The sequence below is a fragment of the Streptomyces sp. NPDC044064 genome (assembly GCF_056434245.1).
In genome coordinates, this window is record NZ_JBWKFN010000022.1 from 40,902 (window position 1) to 55,479 (window position 14,578).

A 14,578-nucleotide genomic window follows, 5' to 3' on the forward strand; every position below is an offset into this window, starting at 1 on the left:
TCACCGAGACCGTCCGTCCCTCGGCCCACGGGTGCCCCGAGCCGGCTGGTGCGCTCCACTGCCACCTGTGTCGGCCTCGTCGTGAACCTCCTGTACATGCTCGTCCTCACCGACGTCGCCGGGTATCACCTGAAGACGCCCACGGAGTTCGGCCTGCGGGTCCACTCCATCCTGATCAGCCTGGTGAGCGCCTCCTCCGTCGTCCCGCCCCTGCTCGGCTGGAGCTGCTGGAGCGGTTCGTCCCACGAGGGGCCACCGTCATCTGGACCGTGCTCGCGGTCCTGACGCTCGTCGGCGGCTTCCCTGCAACAGGACGGGAATCACCGTGGCCGACGGGCTCCTGCTGGCCCTGACGCACCTGATCGTCGGCGCCGTCGTGATCCCCACCTTCGTGATCACCTCAATGCGCCGATCCTGACGCACGACCCGAGCCGACGAGCGCACGGCTCGTCCTACCCGGACCCATTGCGGTGCATCCCCGCGAGTCGCCGCCCGCACCAGTCAGACGTCCCGCACCGCAACCATCTGGAGACTGCCATGACCATGGCCTACCTCGCCAACCGCCACCAGCAGCAGACCCTTGAATGGCTCGACGGGGGACTGTTCACGGTCCTGCTCGACAGTCAGGCCACCCAAGGCCAGCTCACCGTCGGACGGTTCGACATCGCCAAGGACGAGGCCCCGCCCTTCCACCTCCACACCCGCGAGGACGAGGTGTTCCTCCTTCTCAAGGGCGAGGCGCTCGTGTGGGTCGGCGACGAACGCCACGAACTGTCCGAGGGCGGCATCGTCTACCTGCCCCGCAACATTCCCCACGGGTACCGCATCACCTCCGACCGCGCAGACCTCCTCCTGATGACCACCCCCGCGGGCATCGAGGAGATGTTCCGGCACGCCGGACGCGACATCACCACCCCCCGCCCCGACGGATTCGAGATCACCAAGGACAAGCTCGCCGAAGCCGCCGCCCTGCGCGGCAACCTCATCCTCGGACCGCCCCGCTGACCGTTTCACCCTCCCCTCCACACCCACTCGATGCACCACCGTTCAGCCAGACCCCTAGGAACCACGATGACTAATGTCGCCACCCTGCTGACAGGCTCCGCGTCGGCCCATGGTGACCGGATTGCAGTGCGGCACGAGAGCACCACACTGACCTACACCCAACTCGACGATCTGAGCGCACGCACCGCCGCGCTGCTGCAGGCCCGTGGCATCCGCCCGGGTGACCGGGTGGCCTTGATCATGGCCAACGTGCCGCCCTTCCCCGTCGCCTACTACGGCATCCTGCGCGCAGGCGCCGTCGTCGTGCCGATGAACCCGCTGCTCAAGGCCCGCGAGATTGCCTTCACCCTGCGCGACTGCGGCGCCCGGATGGTGCTGGCCTCGCCGATGTCGGCGACTGAGGCCGCCGTGGCGGCCAGCGCCGCCGGGACCGACTGCCTGGTCGTCGACCCGGCCGGCTTCGACGCACGGCTCGAGCGCATCCCGCCGCTGCCTGGCGTCGTCGACGCGGCGGACACCGACCTGGCGGTGATCCTCTACACCTCGGGTACCACCGGTAGGCCCAAGGGCGCCGAGCTGATGCACCGCAACCTCCTCAGCAACACCGCCACCGCCGCCGAGACGCTGTTCCACGTCGCCCCCGGCGACGTGCTCTTCGGCGGCCTGCCCCTGTTCCACGCTTTCGGCCAGACCTGCTGCCTCAACACGGCCGTGGCCGCGGGAGCCACACTGACCCTCCTCACCCGGTTCGATCCAGCGGCGGCGCTGGAGACCATCCGCCGGGACGCCGTCACCGTCTTCTTCGGCGTGCCGACGATGTACACGGCACTCCTGCACGCCGAGATTCCCGACGGCTTCGACACCACCCGCCTGCGCCTGGCCGTCTCCGGCGGCGCGTCGCTTCCGGTCGAGGTGCTGCGCGCCTTCGAGAAGCGCTTCGACGTCGACCTGCTCGAGGGCTACGGCCTGTCCGAGACCTCCCCGGTCGCCGCCTTCAACCCGCCGGACCACCCCCGCAAGCCAGGCTCCGTCGGCCTGCCCGTGCGCGGCGTCGAACTACGCCTGGTCAGCGAGGACGGGACGACGGCCGGGCCCGGCGAGGTCGGCGAGATCGCAGTCCGCGGCGAGAACGTGATGGCCGGCTACCACAACCGGCCGCAGGCCACCGCGGATGCGATCCGCGACGGCTGGTTCCACACCGGCGACCTCGCCCGGGTCGACGACGACGGCTACTACTTCATCGTCGACCGCACGAAGGACCTGATCATCCGCGGCGGGTACAACGTCTACCCGCGCGAGGTCGAGGAGGTCCTGTACACGCACCCGGCAGTCGCCGAGGCCGCCGTCGTCGGCGTACCGGACCCACTGCTGGGACAGGAGGTCGCAGCAGTGGTCCTCCTCAAGCCCGAGGCGCTCGCCACCGCCGAGGAGATCCGCGACCACGTCAAGGCACAGGTGGCCGCCTACAAGTACCCACGGGTGGTCACGCTCACCGACACCCTCCCCAAGGGGCCGACCGGCAAGATCCTAAAGCGCGAAATCGTCATCACCCCGCTCGCGTCCTGACCCGGATCCGCCTGCGCATGCGGCACCGACCACCGGTTGGTGCGCTCCTTCGTCGCCTCTCCGGTCCGGCGATGCCCGCCCCCAGTCGAACGACCGTCAGCGGTCCACGCTGATCCCATCGATGGAAGGAATCGTTAACACAGCCACACCCGGCCTGCCCAGCGAGCTGGAGTCCGTGTCGAGTAACGAGAGCCTGGCCAACCTGCTCAAGGAGGAGCGGCGGTTCGCTCGGCCTGCCCGTCACACCCCAGGCCCGTCCAGGGACGCAGAGCTCGCCGCACTGCGCACCTCGATCACCCGCACCGAACCGTTCGGCCCCGCGTGGGGGTGCTGTCGCGCCTTGGGACGTGCGGGGATGCCGCTGAACCCCCGTCTGTGATCCGGTGCTACAGCCCGCCGGCCCCCCTTCTGAGACATCCTGCCGGGCTCGTGCGGGTGGTCCTGTCGCGTTGTGGTTGCTGGTGGTGGTCCGGGTGGCCGTCAGGCCGACGCGGGGGCACACGCCGGTGGAGGACGGTCTGGCGGTGGCCGGCCCGCTGCTCGGCAAGGGCCGGGTTGGTGGCGGCTGGCCAGGTTGCGATGAGGTGCGCGGTCTTCGCCTCCAGATCGGGGTCGCGCCAGGAGCCCTGCAACCCGACCAGGACAGGCAGGTGGAAGTACCCCTTGGTCCGCTGTTCGACGCGCACCAGGTCCGGAGCATTGTGCCGCTCGCTCTTCTTGACGACCTCCACGTCGATGATGTCCGCCCAGTCGAAGTTCTGGCCGAACCGGAGCACGCTCCGCCACGACAGCGACGTTTCGTCAAAGCTCACTCATGCGAAGCCCGCGGCGATGAACCCGCCGGTGAAGAAGAGCCCGAGCAGCACGACGAACGGCCCGCCGACCGTCGTGCCCGGGGACACCGGTCCCGGGGCGGTCAGCACACGGAACGCGATGAAGGCCGCACCGGCCAAGAAGAGAGCGCGAAGAGCCACTGACGCCGCTGCTGCGCGGGCCAGAGCCGGTAGGTCGCTCTGTTGTTCACCGGCCGATTCTTACAGCAGCGGCGATGGCTGAACTGCCCATACTGACTTCGGCTCGTCAGGGTGGGATTTCCTGCAGTCCCTGACGGGCTTGATGCGGTGGCTGTATCCGGTTGCGTGTGAGAGCGGATGGGGGCGGGCTGACCGCCGCGGGACGCCTGCGCCGGGCGACGGTGCAGATGCAGGCGACCGAGTTGTTCGAGCAGAAGGTCAAGCCGCTGGAGGTGGCACGGCGTCTGCGGGTGAGTCCGAAGTCGGTCTACCCGTGGCACCAGTTGTGGCGGGACGGCGGGGTCGAGGCACTGGCCTCCCGCGGTCCGAACGGATCGCGGTGTCGTCTGTCGCCGCGCTGCTTGGAGAACCTCGCCGCCCATCTGGAGCGGGTCCGGCCGCGCACGGCTGGGCGGAGGACCAGGTGTGGAGGGCCGTGCGGGTGGCCACCCTGATCGGCCGGAAGTTCCACGTCTCCCACAGCGTCTCGGGTGCCACGAAGCTGATGCACCGGCTCGGCTTCAGCCCGCAAGTCCCCGCGCGGCGGGTCGCCGAACGGGACGGGCAGGCCGTCATCACCCGGCAGGAGGCGACCTGGGCGGAGGTGGAAAAGCCCGGGCGGCCTGCGGGCGCTACATCTGCTTCGAGCACGAGGCAGACTTCACCCGCCGACCGCCCAAGGGCCGCACCCCTGTCGTGACCGTCAGCGCCCGCCGCTCGGGACGCCTGTACGCCTGTCCGTAGCGGGACTGATCGCCATTCGGCCCGGCTCCCGCACCCGCACCCGCCTGTGCCAGCCTGCGCCCCCACCCCGCGGGCCGCGGCCGGCGCCGCAGCGTGGGCGAGCGTGACGTCGTCGCACTCGTCGACGACGTCCACCAGTTCGCCAAGGCCTTCTCTGTCAGCCTTGGGTGAAAATCCGAGGCGCCGATCGTGCTGGTCTGGGACCCCCTGAACACCCACCTCTCGCACGCCATGCCCGAGTTGATCGCCAAGGCCTGGCGGACGGTGTTCCTGCTTCCCGCCTACTCGCCCGACCTCAACTCCGTGGAGTTGGTCTGGGCACACGTCAAGCGCAGTCTGGTCGGTCTCGCCGTGGTCGCCCTCGACCGACTCGAAGCCCTCGTCCGCAACCGCCTCAAGCGCCTGCAGTACCGGCCCGACGTCCTCAACGGCTTCATGGCCGGCACCGGCCTGACCCTCGAAGCCCCAACCTCACCCTGACGAGCCGAGGTCAGTAGGGGCCGTGAGGGAGCCACCGGATCCCTCGGTCATGAGTGCGACTGCCGCTTTGTTGAGGCCGAGGAGCGGGGCTGTCGCGAGGCCGATGGCAACGGCACACAGGTGGCCGATGGTGGTGAAGTCGGGTAGGGCTCCGTACCAGGTGGCTGTGGACAGTAGGTAGCCGATGCCGGAGAGTAGCCACAGCGGCCGCAGTGGCCTGGGCAGGCGACCGGTGATGGCGGCCATGGTGGCCACGGCGCCGTAGCTGACGCCGAAGTCGAAGTCGTGCCGCTCTGCCGGGGCGTAGTGGTGCGCGGATATGCCGTACAGGATGACGGGGACGGTCAGCAGGGTTGCCGTGATGTGGCCTGCGGCGAAGGTGGCCAGTGCCCGCCAGGTTCCGTGGGTGCGCTCGATCAGGCCCATGCAGCAGCCGATGCCGATACCGACGGTCAGGATGCCGTCCGCGTTCAGCAGCGGCGTTGCGGAGAACAGCGCGCTGCCCAGCAGCGACTGCAGGGGGTGGTGGGCGAGGTTGTCCAGGTTCGTGCTGACGGAGAGCAGGAGGTGCAGCGCCTGGTCGTGCGGGAGCAGGCGCGTGGTGATCCAGTATGTGGTCACCAGGATGAGGAGGTAGCTGACGGTGGCGGGGCAGCGGCGCAAGGTCGGTAGCCACCCCGGTATTTGGAAGTGGGCACGCGCCGTCTGTACCGGCGAGGCCGGAGCAGCCGAGGTGTCTTTGTCGGCAGCGGATTGCTGGGCTGCAGGGGAGTGTGTGGTCGGCATGGACTGGCTGGCTCCGGATGGTCGAGCGTCATCACTGGCAGGGATGCAGGAGGGCGTAGTAGGTCAGCGGGGCACCCAACCGGCGACTCAGATGCAGGCTCGCGCTGTTCGCCTTGGCGGCGAGGGTGTTGAGCGGTGTATGGCGGCGCGCCGGGATTTCGCCGGCCACGAGGTGCCCCGTGGGCTTGAGCGGCGGCCGCACCCTGGTGCAGGTCGGGCCGGGCCCGGTGGAGCACGGTGGCATCGCGCCGCACCGGCGTGACCAGGTCGAGGAACCCGCTGTGCTCCGCCTTTCAGACGGCCTCGGTGAGGGCCGTGTAGCAGCGGTCGTGGCCTTCGGCCGCGTCCTGCGGCTCCATGGTCGGGAGCCGCAGGACGCGGGGGTGTTCCGCTCCCATGGAAGTCGGACAGACGACACGCTTATGTCCAGGGTGCGGTCAGGCTGCCCATGGGAAGTCGTGGACCAGGACGCTGATCTGTGGGCCGTTGGTGGGGTCACCGGCGACCGAATTCTGCTTCGCGGGGTTGTTAATGGACCCGCAGCCACCGCGTCACCCGGTGGGAGCACCGCCAGCCCACACCGCTGCCAGCAGGCGGGCCGTCCCGGCGCGCAACCATGGCACCGCGGGCGACCCGCTACCAGCTCTTGCGAACATCAGCGATTCCATTTCTGATCGATGTACAGGCCGACGACGAGCCGGCCGGAAATCCTCACCGCGCACGCGTGACAGAACCTCGAAGACGGCACACCAGCACCGGAAGACCCCGGGCCGGAAGGTGGCATCGGGCGGTTGTCCCGCCCCAACGAGCTGCCTGCGACACGTTCCGTGAGGGCCATCACGCACCCGCCCCGAAGACACCGGCCACCACGGCCGGCGACACCATCCACCTCCGGCAAGCGGGGAAGTCGCCGCTGCCCGCCACGGCCGTGTTGTCAGGCCAGCGCCTGTCCGGCGGTGGCGGTCCGGGCGCGGCCGGCGTCGCGGCCGGAGGGGATGAATGGGACCGCGAAACCCGAAGTCTGGACGGTGATCAGTGGCATGACCGCGGCATGGGCCTAGCCGACGATGAGCGCGCAACCGATCGCCGCACCTGGACCCGGCGGCCCAGATGCCGGGTCCGCCCGCCGCGATACCGGCCACCACTGATAGCACTCCTAATTTCCTCATATGATGAAACTATTTTCAGCATATGAGGAAACTGCTGTGGAGGGCAAGGGGCGGACCTGGCGTGGAAGGTGATGTGGCGTGACCGGGTGGGGCTCCCGAGGGGAACGCGGTGAGCAGGCGGACGAAATCACCGCCGCCGCGCGCAGATCCGTCGCCACCCGCGGCAACGCCGCGACCTCAGCGGTCGGTCGCCCGCGATGCCGGCATGGACTCCGGTCTGGTGCACTACTGCTTCCGCACCAAGACCCGGCTGTTGGAAGCGGTCATGCAATCCCCCGAGGCGTTCGGCGCGGCCGTGGCCGCCGCCGCGCAACAGCCCCTGCACGAGCGAGGACGAGCGTTCGTGTGGGCCACCCTGCAGCTGTGGGAAGACGCCGCCTCCGCCGAGACCCGCGCGCCTCGCCAGTAACGAGTTGGTGCGTGATAGCGGGTGAGGCGTCGTGCCTGGCCGGTGGCATGATCCGTCTGTAGCGATCACGGTCAATCGGGCGGTGCTGGCGCATCGGCTGTTCACGGGGCTCTCTCGGCGTCATCTCGCGTGCCTGGTCGAGGAGTTGGCGGTGCCGTGGCAAGCCGGAGTTGAGGGACGTCGCCATGCTGCACGAGGTGGAGCCAGGAAGCGGGCCGCGGGAGCCGGCGCCCGCCACCAGCTGGTCTTCGTCGACCGGCTGGTGGCCACGCTGATCCATCTGCGGCACGACCTGCCGCACTCGGTGCTGGGGCTGTTGTTCGGCGTCGACCGCTCCACCATCACCCGTGCGATCACAGAGATACGCACGCTCCTGGCCGAGCGGGGGTGCGCGGTCCCCGACCGTCCCGGCCTGCGATTGCGGACTCTGGCGGACGTGTTCGCCTACGCCCAGGCCGAAGGCGTTGAGCTGCGCCTGGATGCCACCGAGATCCAGGTACGCCGACCCCGGGCCGGCCGCGGCGGACGGCGGGCGTTCGTTTCCGGGAAGAAGAAACAGAACACCATGAAGGCCACCGTCATCGCTGACCGGCGGGACCGCACGTTATGGACCGACACCCTGCGGCCTGGTCGTATGCACGATGCCACGGCCGCCCGCAACGAAGGTATCGCCGTCTGCTTCCAGCACTTCCCCAACGTCGAAGTCCTCCTGGACGACGGCTACCTCGGCCTGAGCCGCGACCACCGCGGGCAAGCGATCACACCTCCAAGAAAGCCGCGTCCGGGAGCACTGCCCGGCAGAGTCCAGCAGTGGGAACGCGACCGACACGGGCACTCCTCCGACCGCATCACCGTCGAACACGCCCTCACCGACCACAAACGCTGGAAGCAACTGACCCGCTGGACCCACCGCCGCGACCGACTGCCAGACACCTACCTCGCCATCGCCAGCCTCGTCTCCGACCGCACCGCCAACATCTGAAAGCGGCCGTGAGCAAGGCAAACACACCTCACCCGCTATCACGCACCAACTCGTTAAAGCCGGGAACGAGGGCACGCGCTGAAGATGGCGAGGGCCCTCGCCCTGCCTGCTGCTCGTTGTCAGGAGTCGTCTGGTCGTTCCTAGAGACGGCACTGCTGCGATCCTTACGCAAGGGGACCGCGGCCGCGGAGGCGCGTTTGCAGGACAGCAGTGAGCAGATGTGTCCGTTGGCCCGCCTACGACCCGCTGCGGAAGAAGCCGGACCCCAGATCCCCGACGATGGCGTCGAGTGGATGTCCACTCACGATGAACGGTCCGCTCCATGGCGCACTCAGCGCGAAGAGCAGTGCCAGGCTGAGCCCGACCACGCTCCCAATGCCCGTGATGAGCAGAGACGTTCGCAGGCTGCTGCGGAAGGTCAGTGCCCCCGCGTTCACGATCAGGGCCAGTCCGCTGACCACAAGTGTGATGACGTAGAGCGCGGGAACGTCCCGAGCGGCGGCCGCAACACGAGCACGCCGACTGCTGGTGAGGCCGTCCAGGGAAACCAGCAACTCCGTACTCGTCGGGGATCCCAGCTCGGGCCGAGCCGCCTCGGTGCGCACGTTCCGCTCCAGCTTGGCGATGGCGCGAGCAGTGGATGGATCGTCACCGGACGCCGCTGCCGGGCCCTTCCACTCCCTGACTCGTGTGGTCTGCAGATAGTCCCGCAGTGCCATCTGGATCGGCTCCGACTGGACCCGCGGACTTGTCGCCGACCACGCCAGGCGGGATGCTGCGGCTGCCTCGTCGCTCACCAAGCCCTCCGCAGCGCGCAGGTAGCTGGCCTCGCTGGCCAGCGAGAGGGCCGCAAAGATCGCGAAGGCGGCGCCGAGTGTGGGCATCAAGGGCATGGCGATCTGCGGTACCCGTTCCTGCTCCCCGGCCGGTACCAGCGCCCGGACGCCGACCCGCGCCAGGGCCGCGACCAGCAGAGCGAGCAAGAGCCAGCCCACGACCAGCACCACAGCCGGCAGCGAGGTCAACCAGTCCACCACATCACCTACATCGTGTTCCCACGAGCGTCACATGTCCCCCGCGGCCTGGAGCTCCTCCTCGATCACCTGCAGCCAAGTTGCATGATCACAGGTCGAAGCCCTCCACGCTTGCGCCACCCGGCACGTCACCTCGTTGCTTCGACCGAACAGCCGAATACGCCAGCACGAGCGGCATCGACGATGACCGGCCGACGCCACCGGAAGTGCTTGCGCATCCTGGCCGCCGGCACCGAGACCCAACTGTCCGTGACCGCGACTGCCAGCCTTCCCGGGGACGACACCAGCAGACAGGCAAGCCGATAGTCGTACGATCAAGGGCTGTTGCCAGCAACAACTGCGCCGAACCATGCCCGGCACCAACCCGACCCGACCCGACCAGTGACGCGAACGCTGCCTGGTTCGCGTTCCTCAAATCCACAGCCGGTCGGTTCCACGCCGACTGGGAACGTACGTCTGAGTCCCAGAGGAGCTGAAAAGCCTCACAGTCTCCGTCTCCCATGACGACCCGAACCCGGTGTCCCTGAACGTCGGCTCGTTCGTCGTTGACGAGCCGATCGTCACAACTGGCATACCTCCGCTGCTGATGCCGTTCCCTTCTCGAACTGAAGCGGGTCAGGTAGAGGCTTGCGTGTGGCGCCGTGACCTGCCGCCGGTGGTCCGGCCAGGGGCGCTCTGGTGAGTGCTCTGTGCCGGGCGCGCCAAGTGCGGGAAGGACGCCCGATCGTCGCCGCGCATGCGAGGCACGAAGACCAGGAAGCGCAGCACCGCCGCGCCGCCCAGAGCAAGAACGGCGAGCGCACCGTAGACCTTGGTCGCGGGCGGCAGGACTTTGTCGGCGACGGCCGCCAGGCGCGAGGAAAGTGCCGTTGCCGGCGGGCAACAGTGGCGCCTTGCCGTCCGCACGGCCGATCTCGCTCGCGACCGAAGCGTCGGCGGCATCCAGGTTCTTGACGGAAGGGGTGATCCCTGCGTCGGACCCACCGCACGCGTCCGCCGGTCCCGACACCGCCGTCGACGAAAATCGGCTGGAAGAGCTGATCCTCGAGGCTCAGACTGCCCCGCCGGTTGAACTGCCTGCCCTGGTGAACCGGTGCGCCTCGGCCCTTGGCCTGGGCATCGCGCAGATCTACCTCGTTGACCTGCAACAACGGTTGCTCATCCCGCTCGACGAGGCCTTGGATCCGCTGCCGGTGGGCCGCTCGTCGGCCGGCTGGCGCGCCCGCAGCACCGGTGATGCGGGACTGTGCCGGACCTGGCTGTACCCGTGCGCCACCTTGCGCGGTCCTCACGCGCGTCGCCAGCTGCCGCAACGACGAGGCGGTCACCGCGCTGAGCCGCAGTCCGCCGGTCCAGCTGCGCGGGTCTGGCAGCAGGCGACGACAGACGTGCACACGTGACCCGTGCCCGGCACCTGCCGCCCCGCGGGTCCGGAGGCGCCTCGCCCGTGGCGAGCGCACGCCGTAGGTGGCAGAACGACACCTTCGGCCCCACAAGCGCCGAAGTTTCGCGCTGTGCATGCCGAAGTCCTTCCCATGTGGGCGAACGGCACATCAACGAGGTCAACGAAGCTCGGCGCTGTCAATGACCTGGCGGGGCAGTGACAGGCTCCTTGGCGCGATGGACAGCTCCCGGTTGACGGTGTCGGCGTCCATCTCGTCCGCCCGCGCCGCCGCCAGCTCGGCCAGCACTTCCGGCAGCGCCGGATCGTCGATCGCGGCGACGGGGAAGACGGGCGCTTCGCGCCCCGGCGGGCCGGGCCGGTCGGCGCCGCCTCGCCGGTGAGCATCCACCCCCACGTCGTCAGCGAGATCCGGTAGATCCGCGCGGAGGACTTCGCGATGCCCGCGCCTGTGAGGTACCGCTCGACCGCCGCGGTGTACAACGAGGGCGGGGCGGACAGCGGCACCACCCGGGCGCGCGGCAGCCGCAACGCGCCCCCAGTCCCGAGTTCGGTCACCGGTTCGATCGTCATGCCTGTCCCGCCCTTCCAGCGCTGCCGCAGTAAATGCGTACACCCCGCCCCGAAGCGGAATCACCGCCACCGCTACCCACTGCCTCGTTGGCGCCAGGCCGCCATCCAACCGCGAGCCCCACGGAGCCAATTATGCAATGTTTTGACAATTGCATGCATTATGTGACTAGTTGGGTTGTCCAGCCCGGCCGGCTGCCAGGATGAAGCGCATGGCGAGACTTGGGGAACCTCGTGGCCGACGAACGCTCGTGATCGGATGCACGTTCGGTTTTGTGGCGAGTACGGCGTGGATGGTCTTTCAGCTGGTCCACGGCGGACTGACTGGTGTGGATGTCGTCGGCATTGCCTCTCCTCCGACAATACTGGCTCTTTTCGGGCTGCTGTCGGTGCTTCCGGGGGATACGGAAGAGCAGGCGAAGACGTGGGCGGACACGCTGGCAAGCCGGGTGATGAAGTCCGAAGCGGCCCAGTCGCGCCGTCTGCTGGGCCGTGATGTCAAGCGCATCAACCTGGTGTATGGGCTGGTCCGCGAGGTGCGGGACGTCGAGTCCGCCCCGGCTTGCGGGAGCCTGGACGCTTCGGGGGTGCTGGACATCGTGTCGTACTACTGCGCGGTGAGCCCACGGCGGCTGGTGGTGACGGGGGCGGCGGGTGCGGGAAAGACGGTGCTGACCCTCCGGTTGACGCTGGGTCTGCTCAAGGTGCGTCGGCCGGGCGATCCCGTACCGGTGAGGTTCTCGCTGTCCGATTGGGACGCCGAGAAGGAGGAGTTCCGCGAGTTTGTCGTGCGGCAGTTGATGCTCATCCACCAATGTGCGCGGCAGAGGGCTGAGGCACTGTTCGACGGGCATCTGGTCCTGCCGGTTCTGGACGGTCTCGATGAGATGGGCCCGACGCTCGCGGGATCCGGTGGTTTGGCCAGTACCCTCGCTCCGCGCGCCTGCAAGGCTCTGGAGAAGCTGAACGACGAACAGCAGGACGACGATGCAGCACCTCTGATCCTGACATGCCGAAGCAGCCACTACGACGCTCTGATCCGTGAGGGGCGGCTGTGGGATGCCGCCCGGATCAGCATCGCCCCGGTGTCTGCTACCCAGGCGTGCGCCTACCTCACGGCACGTTTCTCGGACGGTGGCGTCCGAGTGCAGTCCCGCTGGCGGCGCGTCGTGGACGAACTCCAGGCTCGGCCCCAGGGGCCGCTGGCCCAGGCGCTGTCGACGCCATGGCGGTTAACCCTGGCGGCCACCGTGTACGGCAGCAGCGGCGTCGGTGATCCCGGCGAACTCGTAGACCTGGGGGGACTGTCCGCAGTCAGCGAGCATCTGCTCGCACGCTACGTGAGTGCTGCCACCCGGTTGACGCCTGGCCGTGGCTACACGGCACCGGAAGTCCACCGCTGGCTGCACCGTCTCGCCCGCGGCCTGGAGCGTCAGGCCGACTCTCCTCATACGGATCTGGTGCTCCACGACCTGTGGCGGACCGCCCGGCGTTGGCAGGTACTCCTGGCCGATGGCGCTCTGACGGGTCTTCTGGCCTGTCTTCTGCTGCCCCTGTGCCTGATGGTGTCCAGTCCCCAGGCGCTGTTCGCATTGATTGGGGCGGGCGTGTTGTTCTGCGCCTTCGCGGCGGTCCTGAGCGTCGTGGGCCTGCCTGCCCGAGTCGACTGGACAAATCTGAGGTCCCCACTGAAGGTGCTGCGGCTCGTGGCTGAGATTGCGCTCGGGCTCTCCAGCGGCCTCGGGGGAGCACTCGCCGCCGCGCTCCTGGGCGTCGGGATTCCCGTGCTGGGCCAGGCCATTGGCATCCGCCCCGGATTCGACTCCCAGTACGTTGTGCCCCGCGCCCTGGTCTTCGGCCTCGCTGCCGGCCTCGCCTTCGGCCTCGTCAGCGGCATCCGCAATGCGATCGCCAGCGAGCCGACATCCTCGGCAGATCCGCGCCTGCCCGTCCGCGAGGACATCGTCTTCGGAGCGGCAGTGGGACTCGGCAGCGGGGCCGTGGGAGGGCTGGTGGCGGCGACGACTTTCGGGATCAGCGAAGGTTTCGTCTACGGTCTGTGCGGGGGCCTCCTGGCGGGTTTCGCCTCTGCCTTCGCCGCCGGAACAGCAGGCGGCCGGGTGGGGCTGCGCTACCTCGCCTTCCTGCTCTGCTCGGTCGGGCAGCTGCCGTTGAGACTGGGCCCGTTCATGGACTGGGCCTACGGCGCTGGGCTGATGCGGTTGTCGGGGTCGGCCTACCAGTTCCGCCACGGCGAGTTGCAGAGGTGGCTGGCTGACCACCCCTACCCGGTGGACGGCTCGTGAACACGCGACGGCCCGTCGCGAGGTCCAGCGCGTAGACCGTGCCGTTGCGGTCCGACACGAACAGGACCTTGCCGAGGACGGCTGGAGCCGGACCCCAGTCCCTCTGGCCCGCCCTGCTGCTCCACCGTTTCTTGCCCGTGGCCGCGTCGAGGGCGAAGAGGCTGTGCCATCCGGCGACGTAGACGGTGCCCTGGTCCAGGGTTGCGACGCCGTTGATGCCGTCGTCGTCGGGGTTTTTCCGGACCCACCGAGTGGTTCCGTCGACCGCGTCGAGGGCGTACAGATCCCCCGTCTCGTTGGTGGCGTAGAGGGTGCCGTTCGCCACGGTGAGGACGGAGTAGTCACGGGTACGCGTCCAGCGGAGCGCGCCCGACGCCGCATCCAGCGCTGACACCTGGGCGCCCGGGAAGTGTGCGCTGCCAACGAAAACGTGCCCTCCGACGGCTGCGACCGTGTCCACGTTCCCGTCGAAGGAATGGGTCCAGCGCACCTTGCCGTTGGCCGCATCCAGGGCATAAACCGAATCGTCGTTGCTGCCCACGTAGACCGTACCGCCGACGATCGATGGTGAGGACTCGACCCGATCACCGACGGTACGCCTCCAGCGGACAGTGCCCGTGGCGGCGTCCAGTGCGTAGATCGTGTGGTCGTCGCTGGCGACGTACACCATGCCGCCCTTCACGGCCGGTGAGGACAGGATCGCGCCGCCTGTCACATGCGTCCAGCGCACCTTGCCGGTGGACGCTGCGAAGGCATAGACCTTCCCGTCCTCACTGCCGACATACACGCTTCTGTACGCGACCGCGGGGGCCGCGGCCACCAGGCCGCCCGTAGCCCGCGACCACCGAACTGCCCCGCTCGCCGCGTCCAGGCAGCGCACGGTGCGATCCCGTGTCCCAAGGTAGACGCGCCCCTCGCTCACCACTGGGCCGCCCCACATGCCGTGGTCGCCCGAGCGCAGGGATTCCAGATACCCGGCCACAGCATGCAGGGTGATCCAGTAGAAGACTCCTACACTCACGCTCACAGCCACAATCGCCACGTAAAGCAACGTGTTGACGCGGGAACGACCCCGCCGGAACTCCTGACCAGACGTGCGGCTCAACATTTCC

At 68.7% G+C, this 14,578-nt stretch carries 14 protein-coding genes and 1 pseudogene; 8 read left to right on the forward strand and 7 right to left on the reverse strand.

The window, feature by feature from the left end; genetic code table 11:
- Window positions 1-48 precede the first annotated feature (48 nt).
- The 3 genes from AC07DS_RS30890 to AC07DS_RS30900 all read left to right on the forward strand — a co-directional run bounded on the left by AC07DS_RS30890 (window position 49) and on the right by AC07DS_RS30900 (window position 2,571).
- Window positions 49-285: a hypothetical protein gene (locus tag AC07DS_RS30890; protein WP_479150574.1), complete on the forward strand. Its 237-nt coding sequence runs from the start codon at window positions 49-51 to the stop codon at window positions 283-285.
- A gap of 252 nt (window positions 286-537) precedes the next feature.
- The gene (locus tag AC07DS_RS30895) at window positions 538-1,005 is read left to right on the forward strand and encodes a cupin domain-containing protein (protein ID WP_479150575.1); all 468 of its coding nucleotides are present in this window, start codon (window positions 538-540) and stop codon (window positions 1,003-1,005) included.
- 66 nt (window positions 1,006-1,071) lie between these two features.
- Window positions 1,072-2,571 carry a long-chain-fatty-acid--CoA ligase gene (locus AC07DS_RS30900; protein ID WP_479150577.1) on the forward strand — a complete coding sequence of 500 codons (1,500 nt, stop codon included), beginning with the start codon at window positions 1,072-1,074 and terminating at the stop codon, window positions 2,569-2,571.
- A gap of 386 nt (window positions 2,572-2,957) precedes the next feature.
- Here AC07DS_RS30900 and AC07DS_RS30905 read toward each other — a convergent pair whose 3' ends face one another.
- Both AC07DS_RS30905 and AC07DS_RS30910 read right to left on the reverse strand, forming a co-directional pair.
- Window positions 2,958-3,383 carry a hypothetical protein gene (locus AC07DS_RS30905; protein ID WP_479150578.1) on the reverse strand — a complete coding sequence of 142 codons (426 nt, stop codon included), beginning with the start codon at window positions 3,381-3,383 and terminating at the stop codon, window positions 2,958-2,960.
- A complete protein-coding gene (locus AC07DS_RS30910; RefSeq protein WP_479150580.1) occupies window positions 3,384-3,545 on the reverse strand; it encodes a hypothetical protein in 162 nt (53 codons plus the stop codon).
- 167 nt (window positions 3,546-3,712) lie between these two features.
- On the opposite strand from AC07DS_RS30910, the pseudogene AC07DS_RS30915 reads away from it, so the two are divergent.
- Window positions 3,713-4,808 (forward strand): annotated as a pseudogene (locus AC07DS_RS30915) (IS630 family transposase).
- Here the strand turns inward: AC07DS_RS30915 and AC07DS_RS30920 are convergent.
- Together AC07DS_RS30920 and AC07DS_RS30925 are read right to left on the reverse strand one after the other, a co-directional pair.
- Window positions 4,800-5,471 (reverse strand): rhomboid-like protein, encoded by a 672-nt coding sequence (locus tag AC07DS_RS30920; protein WP_479150582.1) that lies wholly within the window; start codon window positions 5,469-5,471, stop codon window positions 4,800-4,802. The pseudogene AC07DS_RS30915 and the gene AC07DS_RS30920 sit on opposite strands and share 9 nt — an antisense overlap.
- Window positions 5,472-5,625: 154 nt before the next feature.
- Entirely contained in the window at window positions 5,626-5,838 is a 213-nt protein-coding gene (locus AC07DS_RS30925; RefSeq protein WP_479150583.1) for a hypothetical protein, read from the reverse strand.
- 1,130 nt (window positions 5,839-6,968) lie between these two features.
- Between AC07DS_RS30925 and AC07DS_RS30930 the strand changes: the two genes are divergently transcribed.
- Both AC07DS_RS30930 and AC07DS_RS30935 read left to right on the forward strand, forming a co-directional pair.
- Window positions 6,969-7,172: a hypothetical protein gene (locus AC07DS_RS30930; RefSeq protein WP_479150585.1), complete on the forward strand. Its 204-nt coding sequence runs from the start codon at window positions 6,969-6,971 to the stop codon at window positions 7,170-7,172.
- Between the two features lie 64 nt (window positions 7,173-7,236).
- Window positions 7,237-8,154 carry a transposase gene (locus AC07DS_RS30935; RefSeq protein WP_479150746.1) on the forward strand — a complete coding sequence of 306 codons (918 nt, stop codon included), beginning with the start codon at window positions 7,237-7,239 and terminating at the stop codon, window positions 8,152-8,154.
- A 236-nt stretch (window positions 8,155-8,390) separates the two neighbouring features.
- On the opposite strand, the gene AC07DS_RS30940 is transcribed toward AC07DS_RS30935, so the two are convergent.
- Window positions 8,391-9,188 (reverse strand): bestrophin-like domain, encoded by a 798-nt coding sequence (locus tag AC07DS_RS30940; protein ID WP_479150586.1) that lies wholly within the window; start codon window positions 9,186-9,188, stop codon window positions 8,391-8,393.
- Window positions 9,189-10,057: 869 nt separating this feature from the next.
- On the opposite strand from AC07DS_RS30940, the gene AC07DS_RS30945 reads away from it, so the two are divergent.
- Window positions 10,058-10,588, forward strand: coding sequence for a hypothetical protein (locus AC07DS_RS30945; protein ID WP_479150587.1), 531 nt, complete (start codon window positions 10,058-10,060; stop codon window positions 10,586-10,588).
- A gap of 162 nt (window positions 10,589-10,750) precedes the next feature.
- On the opposite strand, the gene AC07DS_RS30950 is transcribed toward AC07DS_RS30945, so the two are convergent.
- A complete protein-coding gene (locus tag AC07DS_RS30950) occupies window positions 10,751-10,987 on the reverse strand; it encodes a hypothetical protein (RefSeq protein WP_479150589.1) in 237 nt (78 codons plus the stop codon).
- Window positions 10,988-11,453: 466 nt separating this feature from the next.
- Between AC07DS_RS30950 and AC07DS_RS30955 the strand changes: the two genes are divergently transcribed.
- Complete coding sequence (locus tag AC07DS_RS30955; protein WP_479150591.1) at window positions 11,454-13,466, forward strand: NACHT domain-containing protein; 2,013 nt, start codon at window positions 11,454-11,456, stop codon at window positions 13,464-13,466.
- On the opposite strand, the gene AC07DS_RS30960 is transcribed toward AC07DS_RS30955, so the two are convergent.
- Window positions 13,348-14,487 (reverse strand): outer membrane protein assembly factor BamB family protein, encoded by a 1,140-nt coding sequence (locus AC07DS_RS30960; protein ID WP_479150592.1) that lies wholly within the window; start codon window positions 14,485-14,487, stop codon window positions 13,348-13,350. The genes AC07DS_RS30955 and AC07DS_RS30960 overlap by 119 nt on opposite strands.
- Window positions 14,488-14,578 lie beyond the last annotated feature (91 nt).